The organism is Actinoplanes sp. NPDC000266, from assembly GCF_042899005.1.
GTDB lineage: Bacteria > Actinomycetota > Actinomycetes > Mycobacteriales > Micromonosporaceae > Actinoplanes.
In genome coordinates, this window is the sequence record NZ_JBIAZI010000006.1 from 247,771 (window position 1) to 268,449 (window position 20,679).

Consider the following 20,679-nt stretch of genomic DNA (forward strand, 5'->3'; position numbering starts at 1 on the left):
TTTAACGGGTGGCGGTGCGCCGGCCGAAACGGCGCCCCACCTCGAACGCGGCCATAACTGCGGCAACAGCGCCGACGACCCAGCCGACCGGCAGACCGTCCTTCCCGGGCGGCGCGGCGGCCGCGGTCTCGCCCACGGGAACGGAAGGCTCCGATGCCGCCGGCACGGAAACCTCGGCGGCGCCTGAACCAGAGGCCCCCGCAGCGCCGGGCGCGGAGTCAGGGCCAGGAACTGCCGTGGCGCCGGAACCGGAGGCTGAACTGGGCGTAGGACCGGAAGCTGCCCCGGCCGCCCGATACTTCGTTGGGGACGTGAAGGTCAGGGAGCCCTTGAACTCGGCGAACTTCGTGCCGGCGAACGAGTCGACGCAGAAAACGCTCACGTCGTAGCGGCCTATCAACGTGGTGTGGTTGTCGACCGCGAAGTCCTTCATCGTCTGTGCGAAGTAGACGTCGAAGCCGCTCGTGTACGACATTCCGGCCGCCGTCGGGGCGGTCACGGTCAGGCCCTCGGCTGGGAAGCCGTGTCCGCGTGCCTGCGCATAGTAGGAATCCGCGCTTTTCGGGCAGGGTGCTGACGTACTCACGACGATGGCCGCAGTGTCGATGCTCGCGGGCGGGTCGAACGAGAGGCCGCCGGTCGAGGACAGGAGGAGGGCGGCCGCGAGGCTAAGCACGGCGTCGCCAACGTCGTACGCCGTAATGGGCGCCGACCAGAGCCGCCAACCCGAAGACGATCGCGAGCAGCACCCACGGCATCGCCCAGAAGCCACGGTCGCGGGAGACGGCGGTCAGCGGCAGCTTCTCGTCGCCGGGCTGGGCCAGCGGGTCGGCGTGCACGGTGCCGGTCAGCCAGAACGCCGGTAGCGCGCCCTTGACCTCGGCCACCACGTCCACCGCGTCGCCGGGCAGGATCTCGGCGGCCTGCGCGATGGCGGGCGCCTTGCGCTCGGAACCCCAGATCGTCCGTACGGTCACCTGCTGCTTCGCGCCCAGACGGACATTGCCGGTGTTGCGGACCTTGTACGTCAGCGTGGTGTGGCCCGTACCGAAAGGGTTGCGGTTGGGGTGGTACTTGGCCGTCAGGCCCTCAACGGTCAGGCGCGGCTCGAGGGCACCGCTGACGCGCAGGTAGATACGGGCGCCTACACGCTTGTCGACCGCGACCTTGTTGCCCTGGGCGTCGGTGCCGCTCGTGGCGAGCGTGGCCACGATGCCGGCTGCGTGGTCGCCGGGCGACGCCGTCGTGGGGACGTGCAGGCTGAACGGGACGACCACGTGGCTGCGGGCGGCGACCTTCACCGAGGTCTTAGCCATCTTCACCCAGGAACCGGCGTCGTCGGCTTTCTTGCCGCCGGCCAGCAGGTCAAAGGCGCCGTTGCTCGAGGTGAAGGCGTCGCTGGCGTACACACGAAGGGTCAAAGGCTGTGGGCCGGGATTGGAGATCTCGACCTGGTCGTTGAAAACGCCGCCCGGAGTTGCGGCATAAGCGAAAGTGGGCCGATCGTCGGGCCCGGTCTTGCCGGTGGGGCGGACACCGAAGGTGGCGCGCCCCGAGCTGCCCGCATTGTCACCGGGCGCGGCGGTTGCGGGGGCGCTGCACAGCAGCACGCCGAGCAGGGCCGTCGCCGCTATAGCACGACGCATGAGTACGCCTCCAGGGTTTTCCACAGTGGTGGGTTGTCCACAGCCGGCCCGCACGGGCTTTCGAATTTCGGGAGGATGGCCCTCTAGGTTGGGGGTCCCCCTGGGAGGGCGGGCGCGTTGTGGGGAGCTGGGTGGTGCGGGAGCGGGCTGGGCCCACCCCCGCACCGGGTGATCAGATGGCGGTGATGGTGAGGGTGGCGGAGTAGGTGCCCGCGACCGTCGACGTCGGGGCCTGCAGGGCCACGTCGGCGTTCAGGTGGGCGGTGCCTACGCCGGCGCCGGCCGCGGCCGTGGCCAGGGTGCGGCTGGAGGCCAGGCCGTTGCCCGACGGGGCCGAAGCTCCGGGGGCGATCGCGTTGGCCGGGTCGACCTTCGCGCCGGCCGTGACCGTCTGGACGTCGGCCTTGTCGACGACCTTCGGGGTCCAGCCCAGGTTGGCCGCGTTGATCTCGTGGCCGGAGCCGTCCTTGAAGTCGGAGACCTGGCCGGCCACGTTCCAGCCGAGGTTGCCGGCGCGGGTGTCCGTCACCGTCAGCTGGTTCAGCGTGCCGCCCGTGGTCAGCTTGGACGCGTCCGAGGTCAGGGCCGGGTTCGGCAGGACGACCGCGTCGTTGCTGGCCACGCTGATGGTCAGGGCGCCGCTCTCGACCGTCGTGGAGATGGTCTGCGAGGCGTTGGCGCCGGCGAACGGCTTCACGTTCAGGTTGACCGCCGGGGACTCCGAGCCGGTGTAGGCGCCCGAGTTGGCCGGCACGAAGCGGGCCGTGAACGCGTGGTCGCCCGCACCGAGGCTGCTCGTGGTGAGGGTGGCGGTGCCGCCGGAGACGGTCACCGGGGCGCCGAGGTTGTTGCCGCCGTCGGTGAACTGCACCTTGCCCGCGGCCGCGGACGGGGTGACCGTGGCCGCGAGGGTGACGGCCGTGTACTGCTCGACCGGGCCGCTCGGGCTGACCGACAGCGCGGTCGCCGTGGCGACGGCCTGCGGGGCGTTGACGACCACAGTGGAGGCGGCCGACGCCGAACCGGAAACGCCGGCGGTGGAGGACGAGAACACCGCGGTGATCGAGTGCGAGCCCGCCGTGAGCGCCGACGTCGTCAAAACCGCCTTGCCGCCCGAGACCGCGACCGCCGGGCCGAGGTTGGACGAGCCGTCCTTGAATTGCACCGTGCCGGCGGCGCCGGCCGGGTCGATCGTGGCCGTCAGGGTCACCGGCGAGCCGGCGTCGACCGGGCCCGACGGCGAGACGGCCAGGGTGGTCGTCGACGGCGCGGACGCGTTCGGGTCGGTGGTCGTGTACGCGGTCGGGCTGGTGAAGTAGAAGGTGCCGGTGAAGGTCGCCTTCACCTCCAGCGTGAAGCTGTCCACGCAGTTGACGACGAGGGGGTACTCGCCGGCCACGATCGTGGTGCCGAGCTCGGTCGCGGCGTCGGCGAAGCTGAGGCCCAGCTGCACCGGGAAGCCCTGCGTGGTGGAGAAGCTCGGGTCCTGGGTCGGCGTGATGGCGTATCCGGACGCGAAGGCGCCGGGGCCGCTCAGGATGGCGTTGTAGGCGTCCGAGTCGGTGGGGCAGCCGGCCGAGGTGTTGACCTTCGGTGCGAGCAGGTCGGTGCCCGTGGCCGGGTCGGCGGTCCAGGTTCCGGCCGGGCCGGCGGCCTGGGCGGCGGTGGCGCCGAAGGAGAGGACCGCGACCGAGGCCACTGCGGCGCTGATGACAAATTTCTTCATGACGAGGCCTCTCACGGCGTCTTGAGGGAGGTGTCGCCACACGCCGAGTGCGGGGCGAAGCCGTACTTCTTGATGGTGTTGACGTTGGCGCAGACCTGGGAGGTCGAGCCGACGAAGACGCTGGCGTACGAGGCGTCGCCGATCTTGTTGCTCGGGATGACGTTGTAGACGTCGCGCGACATCGTCGAAGCCGTGTTCAGCACGGTCGGGGCGATGCCGTCGAGCTGGCCCAGGACGACCTTGCCGTGCACGTCGGGGACGACCGCGGTGGTCTGCGCCAGGAACTGGGCGATCGAGTACGGCGCGATCTGCTTGGCGTCGGTCATCAGCGTGCCGTTGTTCTCCTGCAGCGGCTTGCCGGTCGAGTCGACCTCGCCGATGCAGGTGTGGTTGGCCTGCTGGGTGAAGTTCGCCGCGTCGGTGAAGCCGAGCGACTTGAGGAAGAAGCTGCGCGTGCCCGAGCCGTACTGCGGAAGCAAGGGCTTGTAGTTGGCGCCCGCGCCGCAGTTGTAGATCGTGGTGAGCTGCGCCTTCGAGAGCTTGCGCGAGATCAGGCTCTCACCGCGGACGGCGTAGGTGACCGCGTCCACGCCGAAGGGGACATAGGTCAAGTTCTTTCCGGCGTACGACGACGCGTTGTTACTGGAGGAGCGGGCGAAGTCCACGCAACCGTTCGCGGCGTCGAGCGACGCGACGAGGGCGGTGACACCCGCGCCGGAACCGGCGGGCCGGGCGATGGTGCAGTTGGCGGCCTTGGTCTGGATGTTCGCCGAGCCGAACGCGTCGTAGGACGCGATCAGCTTGGTGCCGGAGCCGTCGACGACGACCTCGGACAGGCCGTTCAGGACGCCCTCGGTGGTGTCGGAGCCGACGCCGGCGAGGGTCCGGTAGGTGGGCGTGCCGGTGGGGTCGGCCTGCGCCGGCGTGGCGGTGAAGGCGAGCACGCCCACCACCCCGACGCCGACGACAGCCAGGAACCTCTTGTTCACTGCGGCTATCCTTTTCTCTGCGATTGCGCGTCCGGGCTGGTGCCCGGCCGCTACCGGCAGCGCCAACTGCCGGGTGCCGTGGCCAGGAGTTCCCTCTCCTGGCCACGGACGTTTCATTTGGTGCGGCGCGAGCGGGCCCGCCCGGCCAGGAGCAGGGCCGGTCCGGCCAGCGCGGCCACGGCGCCGACGGCGATCGCCGCCACCAGCGCGTAGCGCGCGTTGCCGAGCCGATGGGCGGGTGTCGCGTTGGCCTGGGCGACCGGTACCGGGTCGCCGTGACCGGCTGGTTTGGGTGAGGGCACGGCCGCGATCGGCCGCGACCCGCCGGACGGCACCCCTGGAGAAGTGGTGGTCGGCGTCGGCGAGGAAGCCGGCTTCGCCGGGGGAAGCACTGGGTCGTCCACCGAGACGCCCCCGCCGCCGGACGGGGCCGGTGTGGAGGGTGACGTGGTCGGTGGGGCCACGGTCGCGCCCGCGTACTTCTCGACGACGTCGGCGATCCCATTCGTCAAAGCTCGCAACTCGGACGGTAGCGGTGCGTAGCCGTAGGGCAGGGTGCCCGGCTCGACGCCGGGGGTCTGCCCGGCGCCGGCCGCGTAGCGCAGCAGGTCGGCGTAGTCCTTGCCGGCGTCCTTGGTGATCGCGAGCGGCGCGGTGGCGCCGTAGAGCACGGTGGTCAGCGGATAGGCGGCGGCGTTGTTTCGGGACGGGTCCGGTTCGAGGGTGCCGGGGATCGCCGTGGAGTACTTCATCGTGCCGACCGCGGCCAGCATGCTCTCGGTGGTCGGCGCGACGAACGCGCTGGACGAGTTCTGGAGCTGGGCCGTCGGCAGGCCGTAGCGGTCGGCGGTGGCCATGTCGGTGACGGCGAGCAGCGCCCGCTTGCCGGGGGCCTGCGGGGCGCCCTTCTTCCAGCCGATGACGTTGCCGACGTTGTCGCGGGCGGTCACGTTGCGGACCAGCGCGTCGCCGCGGCTGGCGTAGCGGGCCGCGTCGTGCATGTTGTTGGTGTAGGGGTGCATGTCGAGCGTGCACCAGTCCCGCTCGTCGCCGGCGTCGCTGCGCAGCTTGACGCAGTAGAGGTCGCTCTTGGGGAACGTCTCCTGGGGCCAGCTCTGCGCCGAGTAGACCGGGTTGACCTTCATCCCCCACGGGTCCTTCGTGCCGGTCAGGAACGCCTTGGCGTCCGGGTCGGCCAGCACCCACTCCCACAGCCGTTTCGCGAGGTCGCTCTGGCCGAGCGGGACCAGCATGTCGCCGATCGGCACGGCCAGCTGCTTGGCGAAGTCAGGGTTGTACTTCAGGAATTCGGGATCGCTGCTGACGGTCATGGGATTACCGGCGATGGACGTACGACTGTTGTCCGCCCCCGAGAGATACGACTGCGTGAGCAGCTTCGCCACCAACCGCGGTGTCAGTTTCAGGCCGGTGATGCGCCGGCCCTCGTTGAGCCGGTCCTCGTCGGTGGCGTCGAACCCGGACTGCCAGTCCACATTGAGCGCGATGGCCAGCCCGGAGACGGCGACCGGGGCGTACAGCTGCGGATTCTTGGGATTTTGGACGGCCGGGCTGTTGAGGAAGACCAGGCCCGGATCCTTGCTGGTCAGCCGGTTGCGGGCCAGGTCATCGGTGACCTGCGAATATCCGAAGACCCGGCCGCCGCCGGCGCAGAGGGTCGGCTGCCAGCGCAGCATCGCCTCGGTCATGGCCTCGGCCCCGACGGTGCGTCGCTCGGCCGAGCCGATCGGGCAGACGCTGCCGAGCGGCTGGAACTTCAGCGGCACGACCATCTTCCGGGCCCAGTTGGTGGCGCTCAGCGGCGACGAGTCGAGCCAGCGGTGCGGGCGGGCGTCGCCGGTGGTGCCGTCGACCTCGGTCTGGCCACGCGGCACGATGACCAGCCAGCAGGAGCGGCCGGTGCCGTCGGTGAGCTTGGCGCCGCAGCCCAGGCCGGGGGCCTCGGTCGCGGTCTGCACCTCGAAGAACTCCTCGCCGGTGCCGTTCGGCCGGGTACGCCCGTACGGGATCTCGTTGGTGGTGGTGGCGTCGAAGAACTCGCCGCCGCCGCTGCCGGTAGAGACGCCGCCGCTCACCGAGGTGAAGGGCACGTACGCGGGCTGGCCGTCCTCGGGCTCGAGCGTCTCCTTCTTGTCGACGAGGCTCCCGCCGTAGCTGACCTGCCGTGAGCCGGTCCAGGTGCCGCCGCGGGTGTCGGTGTAGAGCGCGCCGAACTGGCACTGGTCGCGGCGCGGGCCGGTGGCGTCGTCGCCCCAGCACTGCATGATCTGCAGGTAGTCGAGGTAGACGCCGACGTCGACGGTCGGCTTGCCGCCGGTCCACGACACGGTGACGACCTGGTTGATCAGGTTGGTGGTCTGGGCGACGGTCACCTTCAGGTCGGCGAACTCGCCCTCACCCGAGACCGTCACGGCCGAGCCCTCGGCGGCGCCGGCCGTGGAGGGCGTCACGACGCCGATGAGGGCGATCGCGAACACCGCGGCCATGATCCGCCGGATCATCGCCGGTCTCCCCGGTTGTCCCGGTCGAGCAGGCGGGCGGCCAGGGGCGGGCCCACGGTCAGGCCGATCAGAAGGGCACAGGCCAGGGCTATGAGTACGGTCTTGAGCGTTCCGTCGACCTGGGTGCCGACCGAGACGGGGATGGCGGCGGCGTTGTCGATGCTGCCGGTGCCGTCACCGCCACCCGTGCCGCCGATGGCCTGACCGGTGTCGGGATCGATCGCGGCCGGTGCGCCGCCACCGGCCACATTGCCGGCCGTGGGTGTTCCGCCGCCACCCGCGGCCACACCGGCGGTCGCGCCCTTGGTCGGGGTCGCTGTCTTGGCGCCACCGGTGGGCTTGTCGGCGCCGCCACCGGTCGTACCGGTGGGCTTCTTACCCCCGCCCGTGGTCGGGGTGTCGGCCTTGGCGCCGCCGGTCCCGTTGTTGCACTGGGTGACGCCGGCCTTGTCGCACTCGGAGGGGAAGGGCGCGTTCTTGGCCAGGGTGTTGGTGCCGTCCTTGGAGAAGGTCGGGTTGTTGCACTTCTGGATGTTCACGTTCTGCTTGGCCACGCCCGGGATCCGGCGTACCTGCTCGAGACCGGCCTTGACCAGGTTGATCGGCAGCGGCGAATAGCCGAGCTGATCGGCCTGTTGCTGGCCCTCGCAGAGGAAGTAGTAGGAGAAGTCGCCGAGCGTCTTGCCCTTGGCCACCTTGAAGCGTGAGTTCTCCTGGTCGACCGGGATCAGCATGTAGCTGTAGGAGGACAGCGGATAGGTGCGTTTGTCCTTGTAGTTGTAGACCGGGCGCAGGTCCTGGGTCAGATAGTCGGGCGAGTTCTTGTTCGTGTTGATCTGCGCGGCGAGCAGGGCCACGGCGACCGACTGGGCGGTCGGCTCGATGTAGTAGTTGCTCGCGTTGCGGATCTTGGCGACCGGGAACTTGGCGTAGAGCGCGTACGAGTACTCGACGTACGTGATGGCGCCCTGGCTGCCGTCCTGGGCCACATAGCCGGCGACGCTCTGCGAGCCGGACTGGGCGGTGGTCGCGCTGCCCGGGATGACCGGGTAGAGCGAGGTGACGCCGCAGGGGTTCTTGCGGCCGGCCTTGGCGCAGTAGGCGTTCCAGATGCTCGGGTACTGGTTGCTCATCCAGGTGGTGAACTGGGCGGTCGTGCCCGAGCCGTCGGAGCGGACCACCGGCACGATCTTGCGGGCGGGCAGGGCCAGCCCCGGATTGTCGGCCTTGATCGCCGGGTCGTTCCACACCGTGATCACGTTGGTGAAGATCTTGGCGAGGGTGTCACCGGAGAGCCGCAGGTTGGTGACCAGCTTGTTGCCGACCTTCAGGTTGTACATGAAGGCGGTGCCGCCGGCGACGATCGGCATGTAGGCGAACGGGAACTTCGGGCGGGCCTCGGTCGAGGCGCCGTCGTCCTTGCCGTACGGGATCTCCGAGACGCCGAAGTCGGTCAGGCCGCTGGCGAACTGGTTGCGCCCGTTGGTCGAGCCGGTGCCGTCGTAGTTGACGCGCATGCCGTACTGCTCGACATTGGACGCCCACTGCCGGATGGCGTTCTCGCTCCAGGTCGAGCCGGCGCCGGTGACGGGCACATAGGTGTCGGCCCGGGCCGGCGGGGCCCCGATCATCATCAAAGCCAGCGCGGTCGCCGCCGCGACGAGGGCACGTCCGAACTTCCTCACTTGTCCTCTTCCCTTGCCGGCATCTCCGGGTCACGGCGCTCGGCCATGTGGTGCGGGGTGGTGGTGCCGCCGAGGCCGGCGTGCGGGGCGGGTACGCCGCCGAAGCCGGCTTGCGGAACCGGGGCGCCGTTGGGGGCGGGGTGCGGGATGGGGACGGCGTACGGGTTGCGGCGGGCGAAACGGGTCATGTCGCGGGCCGAGGCGCGGTCGCGGGCGCGGCGCTGGCGGGCGGACAGGTCGAGCGGGCCCCGGCCGCCGATCAGGCGGGCGATGATGAACAGCAGCAGGACCAGGGCCAGCAGCACGGCCGCGGTGCCGTAACCGCGGGCGACGTCGCCGGCCTGGGGCGACTTGATCAGCGTGAACGTGGCCAGCGGCAGGGAGACCTGCGGATCGCGGAACGGGTTGGCGTTCAGGGCGATCGAGTAGCCGGCCGTCAGCAGCACCGGTGAGGTCTCGCCGATGCCGCGGGCGGTGGCCAGGATGATCGCCGTGGCCAGGCCGGGCCGGGCGGTCGGGAGGACGACGTGGCGTACCGTCTGCCAGCGGCTGGCACCCAGCGCGAGCGACGCCTCCTTGAGCGGGCCCGGCACCAGGCGCAGCACCACGTCGGCCGCGCGGACCATGATCGGCAGCATCATCACGCCGATGGCCAGGGCGGCGGCGAAGCCGGACTTCGAGGTGCGCAGCACCACCGTGGCGTAGATGAACAGGCCCGCCACGATCGACGGCAGCGCCGTCATGGCCTCGACGATCGTGCGGACGAAGCGCGTGAAACCGCCGCGCGTCTCCGACAGGAACAGCGCGCAGAGCAGGCCGAGCGGCACGGTCACAATCAGGGCCATGCCGATCTGCTCGAGCGTGCCGACCACCGCGTGCAGGGCGCCGCCCTGGGTCAGCGGGGCCAGCGGCCCGGCGTGGGTGAGGTCCTGGGTGAAGAAGTTCAGGTGCACCAGCGCCTTCAGGCCGCTGCCCACGGTGAAGGTCACCACGAAGATCAGGGCGATGAGCAGCAGCGCGGCCAGGCCGTGCACGATCGCCGACATGAGCCGGTCGCGCACCGCCGGGCCGTTGCCGTCGAGCCAGAGCAGCGCGGCGTAGAGGGCCAGGAACATGCCGAAGGCCACGACGATGAAACCGAGCAGGCCGGAGAACGGCGCGATCCAGTAGAAGATCAGGACGGTCAGGCAGATCGCGGCGACGCCGGCGCCGAGCGCGGCCAGCACGTCCTCGCCGCGCAGGGTGGCCGTGTTGCGGCGCTCCTCGTGTCCCGGATCCCCGGCCGTGGCGGCGCTCATGAGTCGCTCTCGGCGCCGGAGCGGCTGCGGGCCACGATCGAACCGGCCGCGAAGTTGACGATCAGGGTCAGCACGAACAGGGCGACACCGGCCGCCATCAGCGCCGAGAGCGCCATCGTGGTGGACTCGCCGTAGCGCAGGGCGATTAGGGCCGAGACCGAGTTCGCGCCGTTCTGCAGGACATGCGGCTGGATCACGAAGACCGGCGAGATGATCAGGTAGACCGCGATCGTCTCGCCCAGCGCCCGGCCCAGGCCGAGCATCGTGCCGCCGATCATGCCGCCCCGGCCGAACGGCAGGATCACCGAGCGGACCATGCCCCAGCGGGTGGCGCCCAGGGCGTACGCGCCCTCGCGCTCGCCGATCGGCGCCTGCGAGAACGACTCCCGCATGATCGAGCAGATCACCGGGGCCACCATCAGCGCCACCACCATGCCGGCGATGAAGGTCGACGACGTGTAGACCGTCTCGGTGGCCAGCGGGTCACGCGGGTCGGCGCCGTCCACCTTGAAGATCGGGATCCAGCCGAAGTACGTCGAGATCCAGCGGGCCAGGCCGATCACGTGGCCCTGGAGGAACTTGAAGCCCCACAGGCCGTAGACCACGCTCGGCACCGCCGCCATCAGGTCGATCAGGCCGACCAGGAAGCGGCGCAGCCGGCGCGGGGCGTACTCGGAGACGTAGAGGGCCATGCCGGTGGCGAGCGGCACGGCGATGGTGATCGCCACGCCGGCGATGAGCAGGGTGCCGGTGAGCACGGCCGCGATGCCGAACTCGCCCGCGTCGGGCTCCCACTTCTCGGTGGTCAGGAACGACCAGCCGGCCAGCTGCAGCGCGCTGATCGCCTTGTTCAGCAGGAACGCGCCGACCAGCGACATCAGCACCAGTACGGCGACACCGGCCAGCCGCAACACGATGCGGAACACCCGGTCCGGGCCGCCCGAGGGCCTCGGCCGGCGACGCCGCTCCCGCACGGGGGCGGCGTCGAGCAACGTGCTCGTCATAGGACACTCCCAGCTTCCGCACACCAAGGGCACAGGTGTGCGCGCTCAGAGAAACGGGGCCGGTTGGCCGTAAACCCGGGCTCCGGTGAACGACGGACGAACTGAACGCCATGCGCTGAACCGAATACGGTCAGTCGTGCCAATCCGCTCAGATGGCCAGAACACCGTCGCCGTCGGGCACCGGTTCGGCACCCGGGATGAGGGCGAGCACGATCGCCGCCGCCTGTTCGGCCTGGATGCGGCGGTGGTAGTCACGGCTGGACACGGCCACGGCCGAGCCGCCGGCCAGGATGCGCCAGCCCCAGCTCGTCGGGCCGGTGCGCACGGTCAGCACGCGCAGCTCGGCGGCGTGTTCCTGGAGCCACACCACGGCCGCGCGGCACGTCCGTACGTCGGGGAAGGCGGCCGCGGCCCGGCCGAGATCACGGTTGTTGATCGCCAGCAGCCGCCAGCCGATCCGGCCGGGCTGGAGTTCGAGGATACGAAAGCGCGCTGCCGACACGGGATCCGCCTATTTTTATGCCTGCTTTTATGCCTGTGAAAACGCGCTGATCGTCGGCAGTGATCGTCCACGGCGGGCCGACGGCGCGTACACGACCGACGCACAATCGGTGAACAGGCGAGGCGAGACACGCAAAAGGCGCCGCCGTGACGGCGACGCCTTTTACCTGTACGAAGTGGACTTGTCAGCCGACGCCCTGCTGCGCGCCCTCGTGGACGTGGACGCCCGCGCCGAGCTCGACGATCTGGCTCTCGCTCAGGCCCAGGCCTTCCCAGACCTGGATGATCATGTAGATGCCGGAGGGCTGCTTGACCCACAGCTCCCAGCCGGTGTCGCTGTCGGGGGCGGGGGTCTCGCCGTTCAGGCTCTTGAGGAGCAGGCCCTGCTGGTCGCCGACCTTGACCGTCTTGCCCTCGCGGCCGGGGCCGCTCTGGTCCTTCGACTCCAGCATCACGACGATCTTGCCGACGAAGCTGGCCGGGTTGTAGATCTGGCCGGCGTCCGAGGACGGGTTGACGTCCGGTCCCGGGTTCTTGGCCTTCTCGGGGGCGAAGACCAGCGAGTAGTTGTCGTCGTTCTGGATGAACCAGCCCGACGGCACCTTGTCGACGGTGAAGCCCTTGGGCTGCTCGCCCTTGTAGGCGACGAGCTGGACCACCGGGGTCTTCTCTTTGATGGCGACCGGCGGGGCCGACTCGCCGGGCCCGCCGGACGTGGCCACCGCGAACACGGCGACCAGGGCGGCGACGCCGAACGCGGAGCCGGCGATCGACTGCACGGTGCGCCGGCGGCGCAGGGCCCGGCGGCCACGGCCGAGGTCGGCCTCTGCCTGGGCCGCGGTGGTGGTGGTCTCCGGCGTGGGGCCCGCGATCTTCTCGAAATGACGACGCAGGTCGCTCATCGGGTGGCTCCTTGACTGCTCAGAAAGGTGGTCTGCGCCGAGTCGAGCGCAGTGCGGAGACGGTCCAGCCCGCGGGCGGTCTGGCTCTTGACGTTGCCTTCGGAGCAGTTGAGGGCGTCCGCGGTCTCGGCGACACCGAGGTCGTAGAAGTAGCGGAACACCACCGCCGCCCGCATGCGCGGCGGCAGCGCGCGCAGCGCCTGCTGAACGACCTCGCCCACGTCGCCCGTGGCCTCGGAGAAGGCGACCTCGGGCAGCTCGGCCACCGGCCGCTCCCGCCGCCGCCAGATCCGCCGCCGCTCGTCGATCAGCGCGTTGACCAGCACCCGGCGGACGTAGGCGTCGGGGTTGTGCGCCCGCTGGAAGGCCGGCCACGCGACGTAGAGCTTCGTCAGCGCCGCTTGGACCAGGTCCTCCGCCAGGTGCGTGTCACCCGCGGTGAGCAGGGTCGCCGTGTGGAGAAGGCGAGGGCGCCGGCCGACCACGAAGTCGTGGAACTGCTCGTCTCGCTCGGTTCTGCCCGAGCCGCTGTCTCGTCTCACGCCCCGATGACGATTCCACGCGCGGCGGGGTTGCATTTATCCGAGAAGGACATCGAGACCACTCGCGAAAAGGTCGCCCTCGCCCCATTGGTCGGGGTCGAGATGACCGGAGGCGGCCAGGGTCGGATAGGCCCCAGGGTCGGCCGTGATGCGCCGGCGCGCCTGCCGCGGGTCGACACCAACCTCGGCCGCGGGGCCCTCAGTCGCGGACGCTCCGGTCGCGGCGGCACCGGTCACCGCGGCGCCGATCACGAAGTTGGCCAGCAGGTGCGTGGCCACGGCCAGCTCGTGCCCGCCGAGACCGCCCCGGACGAGCGCGGCCTGGAGGAACTCGGTGCGGGCGAGGACGTTCGGGCCGAGCATCGGGCGGCCGATGAGGGTGACCGACCAGGGGTGACGCAGCATGGCCTCACGCCACCCGTGGATCAGGACCCGCACGTCGGCCCGCCAGTCGTCGGTCGCGGTGGGGAGGCATACCTCGGAGAAGATCTCGTCGACCGCCAGGTCGAGCACGTCGTCCTTGGTGCGGACGTGCCAGTAGAGCGCGGTCGCGCTGACATCGAATCGCTGCGCCAGCGAGCGCATGGTCAGCCCGTCGAGGCCCCGCTCGTCGAGGATCGCGATCGCCGCCTCGACGATGCGCTCCCGGGTGAGCGGCGGCGAACGGCGGGGCCGCTCGGGCTCGGCCCGGAGCCAGATGCTGTCGGTTGTCGGCACTGAACCACGATAACGTGCCTTGACAACGTTAAGTTGGCTGCATGCCTCTCGTACGGGTCCAGATCGACAGCACTCGAGGCGCCGCCAAGAAGGTGCTCGCCCTCCATCAGGCCGGAAAGGTCGACCGTCCCTCGCGGGACGCGGCCCGCGCCGAAGTAGTGAGACTTGGCCGTACGCCCGCGGGCGAGCCCGTCTTCGTCGGCGTCACCAACGGCGAGCCGGTGCGCCTGCTCTACGACGTGGAGGTCTATCTGGGCTGAGCCCGCCACCGCGACTTGATGAGGCGCTCGACCGGCCCGCCGAGAAGCATGAGCAGGATCGCCCAGTAGTTGATCGTGTCGGCGAAGACGGAACCGATGATGGCGGCCAGCAGCAGGGCGACGAAGACGACCCCGTTGCCGAGGAGCGCCTCGCGGGTGGCCGGGGAACGGCCGGCGCTGGCCTCGGGGTGGGTCATGACGTACGCGGTGAGGGCGGTTAGCGAACCGCTCGAGAGCACCAGCGTGCCGACGTAGAGGGCCACAGTCGTGGGTGAGGGCGGATAGGTGGTGATGACCGACGTCAGGACCGGCAGCAGGACGATGGCCAGGGTCCAGAGGGCGCTCAGCAGCACGATCGGCGGGCGGAGCCGGGTGACGTGCCGGAAGACGCGGTGATGGGCCCACCAGAAGCGGAAGATGACAGCGAAGCTCAGCAGGAAACCGGCGAACTCGGCGCGATCGGCGCGAAGCAGCTCGCTCAGCGGAAGGTCTTCCTCGCCGGCGGCCGTGACGGTTTCGAGCAGGGGCAGGATGAGCAGGGTGATCGCAATAGCGGCGACGGCATCGGTGAACAGGACAAGGCGCTCGGGACTCGACTCCTCCTCGACCGCATCAGACATCGCGCCAGTATGCACTGGTACCCTCGCGTGGACGGGCTCGTAGCTCAGTGGATAGAGCAACCGCCTCCTAAGCGGTAGGTCGCGCGTTCAAATCGCGCCGGGCCCACGGACGGCATTGGCCACCGTCCTGGTCAGCAGATCCAGGACGTGATGGCGTGAGGCCTCGGGGCGTTCGCCCAGATATGACCAGGCCGCGTAAAGCTGGGACCACAGCAGGCTGATCACCCAGTCGGCCGGCAGGACCGGGTCGATGGAGCCGTCGGCGTGGCCTCGGCGGATCACCGCCTCGAGGTCGGCCTGCTCGCCCTCGTCCACGCACGCGCCCTCGGGCTCACTGAAGACCAGCGACAGCAGCGAACCCAGGTCGAAATACTCCCGGCAGAGCCTCAGCAGCGCCTCGGCGCCGGTGCCCTTGTCGAGCTCGGCCAGGCGCGCGGCCCTGGTCAGGCGCTCGCCGCCCTCCACGGCTACGGCCGCCATCAGGTCGGCCCGCTCGGCGAAGTAGCGGTGCAGGGTGGTGCGCCCGACCTCGGCCGCGGCGGCGATGTCGCCCAGGGAGCAGGCCGGGTTGCCGGCGAGCAGGGTGATCGCGGCGTCGACGATCGCCTGCCGGGTGCGGTTCTTGATGCCGGAGGTCACGCGCATACCTTACGGGAATTGGCATTGCCCGTCATGGAACACCTGTGTTCCACTACAGAACATGCAGATTCTCCTGCGCCTCCTCCGGCCGCACTGGCCGGTTCTCGCTCTCGGACTGCTCCTCGGACTTGTCGCCAACGCGGCCAACCTGGCAGCCCCGCTCGCCACCAAGCGCATCATCGACACACTCGGTGACGGCGGTGCGCTGGCCGGGCCGATCACCCTGCTGCTCGCGCTCGTCGTCGTGGGCGCGGTGATCGGGCTGTGGCAGTGGATATTGATGGGCACGCTGGCCGAGCAGGTCGTGCTCGACGCGCGGGTCTCGGTCATCCAGCGCTACTTCCGGGCCCGGCTGGCCGAGCTGACCGGGCGCCCGGCCGGCGAGCTGGTCACCCGGGTCACGGCCGATCCGGGCCTGCTGCACGCGGCCTCGTCGAGCATCGTCGGCCTGATCAACGCGGGTCTCGCCTTCGTCGCCACGCTGGTGCTGATGGGCACGCTCGACCTGGTGCTGCTGATGTGCACGCTCGGGGCAGTCCTGGTGATCGGCGCGGTCATGGCGGTGCTGCTGCCCACGATCAGCCGCGCACAGAAGGCGGCGCAGGACGCGGTGGGCGAACTGGGAGGCGAGCTCGAGGGAACGCTGCGGGCCATGCGTACGGTGAAAGCCAGCCGGGCCGAGACGCGACAGCAGGCGAGGATCGAAGACGACGCCCGCAGGGCGGCGGCGCACAATGTGCGAGCCGCGAAACGGGCCGCGTGGGTCTGGACGGTGTCCTGGAGCGGCGTCTCGTTCGCGGTGATCGCCGTCCTGGGGGTCGGCGCGTGGCGGGCCGACGCCGGGTTGCTTGAGGTCAGCAGCCTGATCGCGTTCCTGCTGTACGCCTTCCAGCTGATGGGGCCGATCGGCGAGCTGACCCAGAACGTCACCGCTCTGCAGTCGGGCATCGCGGCCGCGCGGCGCATCAGCGAGGTCTACGCGATGAACGAGGAGACGTCCTCACCGCGCGCGACGCAGGTGATCACCGAAGCGCCCGTCCTGGAGATGCGCGATGTGACGCTGCGCTACGGCGGCACGACGGCGCTGGACGACGTCACGCTCCGCGTCGACCGGAGGGGTCACACCGCCATCGTCGGGCCGTCCGGCGCGGGCAAGACGTCGCTGTTCTCGTTGATCCTGCGCTTCCTCGACCCACAGGAGGGCGAGGTTCTGCTGCATGGACGGTCGTACAAAGACCTGACCCATGAGGAGATCAGAGACCATTTGGCGTACGTCGAGCAGGAAGCCCCCGTGGTTCCGGGCACCATCCGCGAGAACCTGCTGCTCAGCCAGCCGGACGCAAGCGAAGCCGACCTGTGGGACGTGCTGGAGAGAGTGATCCTCCGCGACAAGGTCGCCAGCCTGCCCGCCAAATTGGACAGCTCGATCTCGGGGGCCGAGCTCAGCGGCGGCGAGCGCCAGCGGATCGCGCTGGCCCGGGCCCTGCTGCGCTCACCGTCCGTGCTGCTGCTGGACGAGGCCACCGCCCAGGTCGACGCGTTGACCGAGGCGGCGCTGCATCGATGCGTACGGGAAAAGGCCTCTGACTCGGCCGTGGTGACGATCGCGCACCGGCTGTCGACCGTGATCGACGCCGATCGGATCATCGTGATGCAGGACGGGCGGGTCCGCGCCGAGGGGACGCACGAGTCGCTGCTGGCCTCGGACGACCTCTACCGCGGCCTGATCGAGGCGCTGCGGATCGCTACTCCAGCTCCGGTGTAGAGCCGTCGTCGACGAACTCCAGCAGGTCGCCGGGCTGACATTCGAGGACCCGGCACATCGCCTCGAGGGTGCTGAAGCGGACCGCCTTGGCCCGGCCGTTCTTGAGCACGGCGACGTTGGCCGGGGTGAGCCCGACCTTCTCGGCGAACTCGCCCACGCTCATCTTGCGTTTGGCCAGCTCGACGTCTATGCGCACCACGATGGGCATCAGATGACCGCTTCCATGTCGGTCCGCAGCGTAGTGGCCTGCCGCAGCAGGGCGCGCAGCACGGTGATGAGCAGCCCGAGCACGGTGACGCCGGTGGTGACCAGGAAGAGCAGCAGCGGCAGGCCGGGGTCCTGGGCCTTGAACCCGACGTAGAGGAAGACGCCGACCAGCGTCACCCAGCCCGCGCCGAAGGCCCAGAGGATCACGTCGACCCAGACCAGCGAGGCCGGCGTGAAGATCCGGTCCTTCTTGACCAGGGTGAGCAGCTGCCAGGTGGCCACGATGACGGCCTGGACGCACAGCACCCAGAAGATCGTGACGATGGTGGCCGGCCATCGCAGATAGGCGCCGTCGGGCGCCTCCCGGGCCATGGACGCGAACTGGCCCGGCAGCGCCACGGTCTGGAAGAAGATCAGCACCGCGAAGAGGACGGCGAGGAAGACACGGAGGGGCGCGACAGCCCGATGCTCGAACATACATCGACTATCGCTCGTTACCTATCGAAAATCAATAGGCACGCGGATGTGCGGCGACGAAGGCGGCGATGTACTCCGGCAGCTGGCGCTCGGCGCGCCAGCCCAGCTCGGACGCCTTGGTGGTGTCGGCCTGACCTCGGACGCGCTCGCCGCGCAGGGCCGGGACCAGCTCGTACGGCACGCCGAACATCTGGGCCACGTCGAGGATGGGGCGCTCGTGGCCGGCGCCGAGCAGATAGCCGTCGCCGCTGCCCTTCTGGGCGACCAGCACGATGCCGCGGACGATGTCGTCGATGTGGGTGAAGTCGCGGGTCTGCGTGCCCGGCGAGACCACCGGCAGCGGCTCACCGCGCAGGTAGTGGTCCTCGAAGATGCCGATCACGGTCGCGTATTTACCGCTGGTGATCTGGCCCGGGCCGTACACGTTGTAGAAGTACGTGATGGCGAAGTCGAGGCCGAACCAGTCGGCGTAGTTCTTGATGTACTCGATGTTCTTCGCCTTGGTCCAGGCGTACGGGTTCAGGTTTTCGTCCTGGCCGTCGTTGCCGAACTTCGAGCTCGATCCCGCGTAGATCAGCTTGGACCCGTTGGCCGACGCGAACTTCACGACCTCCTTGGTCCCGTGGAGGTTGAACTCCCAGGTGAGGTCGTGGTCGTCGAACGACTGGACGATGCGCGAGTATTCGCCCAGGTGGAAGACGATCTCGGGGCTGGGCAGGCCGCGGTCGGCCCAGATCTTGGCGACGTCGACGGTCGAGCCGTCGACGTAGGTCACCCGGGGGTCGTTGACGTGGTTTTCCGGCACGCCGGTGAAGTAGTTGTCGAGCGACACGACGGCCGCCGCCGGGAAGTCGGTCAAAAGGGACTTGATCAGGGCAGAACCGACGAACCCGGCACCACCGGTGACCAGCAGCGTTTGACTCAAAACTTCCTCCGTACGACGTTCCCGTCCGACTCGGGCGAGGCTACCAAGGAAACGCCGCCCCACCGGAATCGTCCGATGGGGCGGCATCCTTCGGCCTACCAGGGAGACGGCGCCGGAGGCGCCACCACCGGTGGCCTGTCGTCGCAGGTGATGGTGTTCGGGAGCATCCACGGGGCCAGCCAGCCGCCGTCGTTGCCGCCGAGATCCGACACCGCGAACTCGGACCCCTGCGGGGTGAAGTGGAACGTGCCGCAGTTGTTCACGCCGACCGCGCCGACGTTGCGGGCGTCGACGTTCTCGAAGGTCGCGCCGCCGGCCACCCGGGCGCTGAGAACACTCGTACCCGTGCCGTCGACCCTGATGTCCTTGAAGTGCAGATTGGTGATCGAGTAGAGATCCTTCACCGGCCAGTCGGCGACCAGCATGATCGCGTTGTAGGTGCTGTCCAGGAAGTGGTCGCCGGTCACCTGGATGTCGGCGTCGATGTTCCTCTCCAGCGCGTAGATCCAGATCGCGCCCAGACCGATGTTCCAGTTCAGCTCGTACGTCCCCGCGCGCACCGTGGTGTTGTCGATGATCCGCAGACGGCCGGTGAACGGCTCGGCCCCGAACCGGGAACCGGCGTGGATCGCGCTGCCCTCGCGGATCGGGTCGGCCACCAGGTTGTTCGACACCGTGATGTCGTCGCCGCCGTAGATCGCGATGCCGTTGGCCAGCGTCGGCGTCTGCACGGTGTTGCGGTCGAACGTGTTGCCGGAGTTGGTCACCTTCTCGGCCCACATCGCCAGCGCGTCGTCGCCGGTGTTGCGGATGAAGTTGTTGCGCACCAGCGAGCCCGTGACCCCGGTGTGGAAGTTCAGGCCGTCGGCGATCTGGTCGACGATGATGTTGTTGGTGACCCTGGTGCCGGCCATCGGCCCGTCGAACCACAGGCCCACCTTGGTGTGGTGGATGTAGAGGCCGTCGATGGTCGAGTCGCTCATCGCGCCGCCGACACCGTTCACCTGGTCGGTGTCGATGCGCTCGCGGACGTCGCCCTCGATCGCGAAGCCGGACAGGTGCACGTTGCGGCTGCCGCCGTCCTTGGCGTCCTTGCCGTAGAAGCCGACGCCGGTGTGCACCGAGCCGTCCGGCGCGGGCGTGGACAGTGCGACCTCGCGGCCCTTGATGATCGTCCACCAGTTGCCGGCGCCCTCGATCGTCACGTCGTCGACGATGATGTGCCGGTTGACCTGGAAGGTGCCCGGGGGGACGTACACCTTCAGCTTGGTCTTGCGGGCGAAGGCGATGGCCCGGTCGAAGGCGGGAGCCGAGTCGCGGCGTCCGGTCGGGTCGGCGCCGAAGGCGAGGACGTTCGCCGCGACGAGGCTGACCTTGGGCGGGCCCACCAGCTCGGAGTCGAGCAGGTCGATGACGGTCCACGCGGCCTTGTTCGAGGCGGTCAGGCGGACCTTCTCGCCGGCCTTGACCGTCTTGCCGAGCAGGAGGCGCTGCTCGTCGTAGAAGTGCATGGGCCGGAACGGCTTGGTGATCACCGGCGCCGGGGTGGTGGCCGACGGCACGCAGGCGCACTCGGTGATCCACCAGTCCGGGTGCAGCAGGTCGGCGTTGGGGTCGTTGGTGAACTGGTACTGGTTGTAGAGCCAGGAGTACTGCGAGGTCAGCGGCATCGTGCGGGTCAGGCTGCCGGCCTTGACGGTCAGCGGCGCGGTGATCCCGCCGCCGTTCGGCGCGTCCGGGAGGCTGTAGCGCACGGTGATCGCGTTGGCCGCCTTCGGCAGCGTGAACTCGACCCACTGGCCCGGCGTGAGGCGCACGGCGGAGCGGCCGGACGCCTCGGCGGGCAGCGTGTAGGCGGTGCGGTCGGGGCCGATGACGGCGCCGTTGGTGCGGGCGGTCTCGGCCTCCTGCTCCAGAAAGTTGACGGTCGCGCCCCGGCCGGCGACGAGGGCGGGGTCGAGGCCGGCGCGGGTGACTTTCGTTTCGGTCGCGGGGGCCGCGTAGGCCGCGCCTCCGCTGAGGACGGTTCCCAAGGCTGTGGCGGCCGCGATGGCCCAGCCGCCACGTCTCAGTTCCAGGAACATCGACGAACTCTTCTCTACAGAGGAGGAGCGTTGCCGGTGACCTTAGGACCGGTGTGACGTAGTGCACAAGATGTTGTCGTCGATTTTCGCGCTGCTGTTCTGTGTTTGCGTTCTTGGAACTCCTTCTTGCACCTTTCGACCCCTTGCGGGGGTTCAACCACGCCGGGCACCCG

The 20,679-nt window shown here is 69.6% G+C and carries 20 protein-coding genes and 1 tRNA gene; 3 read left to right on the forward strand and 18 right to left on the reverse strand.

The features are described from left to right. Nucleotide 1: 1 nt before the first annotated feature. From ACFY36_RS25385 to ACFY36_RS25440, 12 genes are all read right to left on the reverse strand, one after another. The gene (locus ACFY36_RS25385) at nucleotides 2-499 is read right to left on the reverse strand and encodes a hypothetical protein (RefSeq protein WP_499748421.1); all 498 of its coding nucleotides are present in this window, start codon (nucleotides 497-499) and stop codon (nucleotides 2-4) included. Nucleotides 500-668: 169 nt separating this feature from the next. Then, on the reverse strand, nucleotides 669-1,646 hold the full coding sequence (locus tag ACFY36_RS25390; RefSeq protein WP_499748422.1) for a WxL protein peptidoglycan domain-containing protein: 978 nt from the start codon (nucleotides 1,644-1,646) through the stop codon (nucleotides 669-671). A 172-nt stretch (nucleotides 1,647-1,818) separates the two neighbouring features. Continuing rightward, nucleotides 1,819-3,372, reverse strand: coding sequence for an Ig-like domain-containing protein (locus tag ACFY36_RS25395; RefSeq protein ID WP_499748423.1), 1,554 nt, complete (start codon nucleotides 3,370-3,372; stop codon nucleotides 1,819-1,821). Nucleotides 3,373-3,383: 11 nt separating this feature from the next. Continuing rightward, on the reverse strand, nucleotides 3,384-4,361 hold the full coding sequence (locus ACFY36_RS25400) for a hypothetical protein (RefSeq protein ID WP_499748424.1): 978 nt from the start codon (nucleotides 4,359-4,361) through the stop codon (nucleotides 3,384-3,386). A 113-nt stretch (nucleotides 4,362-4,474) separates the two neighbouring features. Further along, nucleotides 4,475-6,880 (reverse strand): hypothetical protein, encoded by a 2,406-nt coding sequence (locus ACFY36_RS25405; RefSeq protein ID WP_499748425.1) that lies wholly within the window; start codon nucleotides 6,878-6,880, stop codon nucleotides 4,475-4,477. After that, nucleotides 6,877-8,565, reverse strand: a complete 1,689-nt coding sequence (pstS, locus tag ACFY36_RS25410) for a phosphate ABC transporter substrate-binding protein PstS (protein ID WP_499748426.1) — start codon at nucleotides 8,563-8,565, stop codon at nucleotides 6,877-6,879. Before pstS ends, ACFY36_RS25405 begins: the two co-directional genes overlap by 4 nt. Then, on the reverse strand, nucleotides 8,562-9,863 hold the full coding sequence (pstA, locus tag ACFY36_RS25415; protein WP_499748427.1) for a phosphate ABC transporter permease PstA: 1,302 nt from the start codon (nucleotides 9,861-9,863) through the stop codon (nucleotides 8,562-8,564). The genes pstS and pstA overlap by 4 nt, the downstream gene beginning before the upstream one ends. Beyond that, on the reverse strand, nucleotides 9,860-10,867 hold the full coding sequence (pstC, locus tag ACFY36_RS25420; protein ID WP_499748428.1) for a phosphate ABC transporter permease subunit PstC: 1,008 nt from the start codon (nucleotides 10,865-10,867) through the stop codon (nucleotides 9,860-9,862). The genes pstA and pstC overlap by 4 nt, the downstream gene beginning before the upstream one ends. 148 nt (nucleotides 10,868-11,015) lie before the next feature. Next, the gene (locus ACFY36_RS25425; protein ID WP_499748429.1) at nucleotides 11,016-11,369 is read right to left on the reverse strand and encodes a hypothetical protein; all 354 of its coding nucleotides are present in this window, start codon (nucleotides 11,367-11,369) and stop codon (nucleotides 11,016-11,018) included. A gap of 184 nt (nucleotides 11,370-11,553) precedes the next feature. After that, the gene (locus tag ACFY36_RS25430; RefSeq protein ID WP_499748430.1) at nucleotides 11,554-12,270 is read right to left on the reverse strand and encodes a hypothetical protein; all 717 of its coding nucleotides are present in this window, start codon (nucleotides 12,268-12,270) and stop codon (nucleotides 11,554-11,556) included. After that, nucleotides 12,267-12,812, reverse strand: a complete 546-nt coding sequence (locus tag ACFY36_RS25435) for a SigE family RNA polymerase sigma factor (RefSeq protein ID WP_499748431.1) — start codon at nucleotides 12,810-12,812, stop codon at nucleotides 12,267-12,269. The genes ACFY36_RS25430 and ACFY36_RS25435 overlap by 4 nt, the downstream gene beginning before the upstream one ends. 36 nt (nucleotides 12,813-12,848) lie before the next feature. Next, the gene (locus ACFY36_RS25440) at nucleotides 12,849-13,529 is read right to left on the reverse strand and encodes a TetR/AcrR family transcriptional regulator (RefSeq protein WP_499748432.1); all 681 of its coding nucleotides are present in this window, start codon (nucleotides 13,527-13,529) and stop codon (nucleotides 12,849-12,851) included. 41 nt (nucleotides 13,530-13,570) lie between these two features. On the opposite strand from ACFY36_RS25440, the gene ACFY36_RS25445 reads away from it, so the two are divergent. After that, nucleotides 13,571-13,789, forward strand: coding sequence for a hypothetical protein (locus tag ACFY36_RS25445; protein WP_499748433.1), 219 nt, complete (start codon nucleotides 13,571-13,573; stop codon nucleotides 13,787-13,789). On the opposite strand, the gene ACFY36_RS25450 is transcribed toward ACFY36_RS25445, so the two are convergent. Further along, nucleotides 13,777-14,409: a TMEM175 family protein gene (locus tag ACFY36_RS25450; protein ID WP_499748434.1), complete on the reverse strand. Its 633-nt coding sequence runs from the start codon at nucleotides 14,407-14,409 to the stop codon at nucleotides 13,777-13,779. The genes ACFY36_RS25445 and ACFY36_RS25450 overlap by 13 nt on opposite strands. Before the next feature lie 33 nt (nucleotides 14,410-14,442). Here ACFY36_RS25450 and ACFY36_RS25455 point away from each other — a divergent pair. Beyond that, a tRNA-Arg gene (locus ACFY36_RS25455) sits at nucleotides 14,443-14,515 on the forward strand. On the opposite strand, the gene ACFY36_RS25460 is transcribed toward ACFY36_RS25455, so the two are convergent. After that, the gene (locus ACFY36_RS25460) at nucleotides 14,497-15,048 is read right to left on the reverse strand and encodes a TetR/AcrR family transcriptional regulator (protein WP_499748435.1); all 552 of its coding nucleotides are present in this window, start codon (nucleotides 15,046-15,048) and stop codon (nucleotides 14,497-14,499) included. The genes ACFY36_RS25455 and ACFY36_RS25460 overlap by 19 nt on opposite strands. Nucleotides 15,049-15,109: 61 nt before the next feature. On the opposite strand from ACFY36_RS25460, the gene ACFY36_RS25465 reads away from it, so the two are divergent. Further along, nucleotides 15,110-16,813: an ABC transporter ATP-binding protein gene (locus tag ACFY36_RS25465; RefSeq protein ID WP_499748436.1), complete on the forward strand. Its 1,704-nt coding sequence runs from the start codon at nucleotides 15,110-15,112 to the stop codon at nucleotides 16,811-16,813. Here the strand turns inward: ACFY36_RS25465 and ACFY36_RS25470 are convergent. The 4 genes from ACFY36_RS25470 to ACFY36_RS25485 all read right to left on the reverse strand — a co-directional run bounded on the left by ACFY36_RS25470 (nucleotide 16,794) and on the right by ACFY36_RS25485 (nucleotide 20,506). Then, nucleotides 16,794-17,021, reverse strand: coding sequence for a helix-turn-helix domain-containing protein (locus ACFY36_RS25470; RefSeq protein WP_499748437.1), 228 nt, complete (start codon nucleotides 17,019-17,021; stop codon nucleotides 16,794-16,796). The two genes, ACFY36_RS25465 and ACFY36_RS25470, sit on opposite strands and share 20 nt — an antisense overlap. After that, nucleotides 17,021-17,497, reverse strand: a complete 477-nt coding sequence (locus tag ACFY36_RS25475; protein ID WP_499748438.1) for a DUF2975 domain-containing protein — start codon at nucleotides 17,495-17,497, stop codon at nucleotides 17,021-17,023. Before ACFY36_RS25475 ends, ACFY36_RS25470 begins: the two co-directional genes overlap by 1 nt. A 31-nt stretch (nucleotides 17,498-17,528) precedes the next feature. Next, entirely contained in the window at nucleotides 17,529-18,422 is an 894-nt protein-coding gene (locus ACFY36_RS25480; protein ID WP_499748439.1) for an NAD-dependent epimerase/dehydratase family protein, read from the reverse strand. Between the two features lie 95 nt (nucleotides 18,423-18,517). Further along, complete coding sequence (locus ACFY36_RS25485; RefSeq protein WP_499748440.1) at nucleotides 18,518-20,506, reverse strand: glycosyl hydrolase family 28-related protein; 1,989 nt, start codon at nucleotides 20,504-20,506, stop codon at nucleotides 18,518-18,520. Nucleotides 20,507-20,679 lie beyond the last annotated feature (173 nt).

Coding starts and splice junctions, on each gene's coding strand:
- ACFY36_RS25390 (WP_499748422.1), bottom strand. CDS start 1,646: ATGCGTCGTGCTATAGCGGCGACGGCCCTGCTCGGCGTGCTGCTGTGC.
- pstC (WP_499748428.1), bottom strand. CDS start 10,867: ATGACGAGCACGTTGCTCGACGCCGCCCCCGTGCGGGAGCGGCGTCGC.
- ACFY36_RS25395 (WP_499748423.1), bottom strand. CDS start 3,372: ATGAAGAAATTTGTCATCAGCGCCGCAGTGGCCTCGGTCGCGGTCCTC.
- ACFY36_RS25450 (WP_499748434.1), bottom strand. CDS start 14,409: ATGTCTGATGCGGTCGAGGAGGAGTCGAGTCCCGAGCGCCTTGTCCTG.
- ACFY36_RS25430 (WP_499748430.1), bottom strand. CDS start 12,270: ATGAGCGACCTGCGTCGTCATTTCGAGAAGATCGCGGGCCCCACGCCG.
- ACFY36_RS25465 (WP_499748436.1), top strand. CDS start 15,110: ATGCAGATTCTCCTGCGCCTCCTCCGGCCGCACTGGCCGGTTCTCGCT.
- ACFY36_RS25470 (WP_499748437.1), bottom strand. CDS start 17,021: ATGCCCATCGTGGTGCGCATAGACGTCGAGCTGGCCAAACGCAAGATG.
- ACFY36_RS25475 (WP_499748438.1), bottom strand. CDS start 17,497: ATGTTCGAGCATCGGGCTGTCGCGCCCCTCCGTGTCTTCCTCGCCGTC.
- ACFY36_RS25445 (WP_499748433.1), top strand. CDS start 13,571: ATGCCTCTCGTACGGGTCCAGATCGACAGCACTCGAGGCGCCGCCAAG.
- pstA (WP_499748427.1), bottom strand. CDS start 9,863: ATGAGCGCCGCCACGGCCGGGGATCCGGGACACGAGGAGCGCCGCAAC.
- ACFY36_RS25485 (WP_499748440.1), bottom strand. CDS start 20,506: ATGTTCCTGGAACTGAGACGTGGCGGCTGGGCCATCGCGGCCGCCACA.
- ACFY36_RS25405 (WP_499748425.1), bottom strand. CDS start 6,880: ATGATCCGGCGGATCATGGCCGCGGTGTTCGCGATCGCCCTCATCGGC.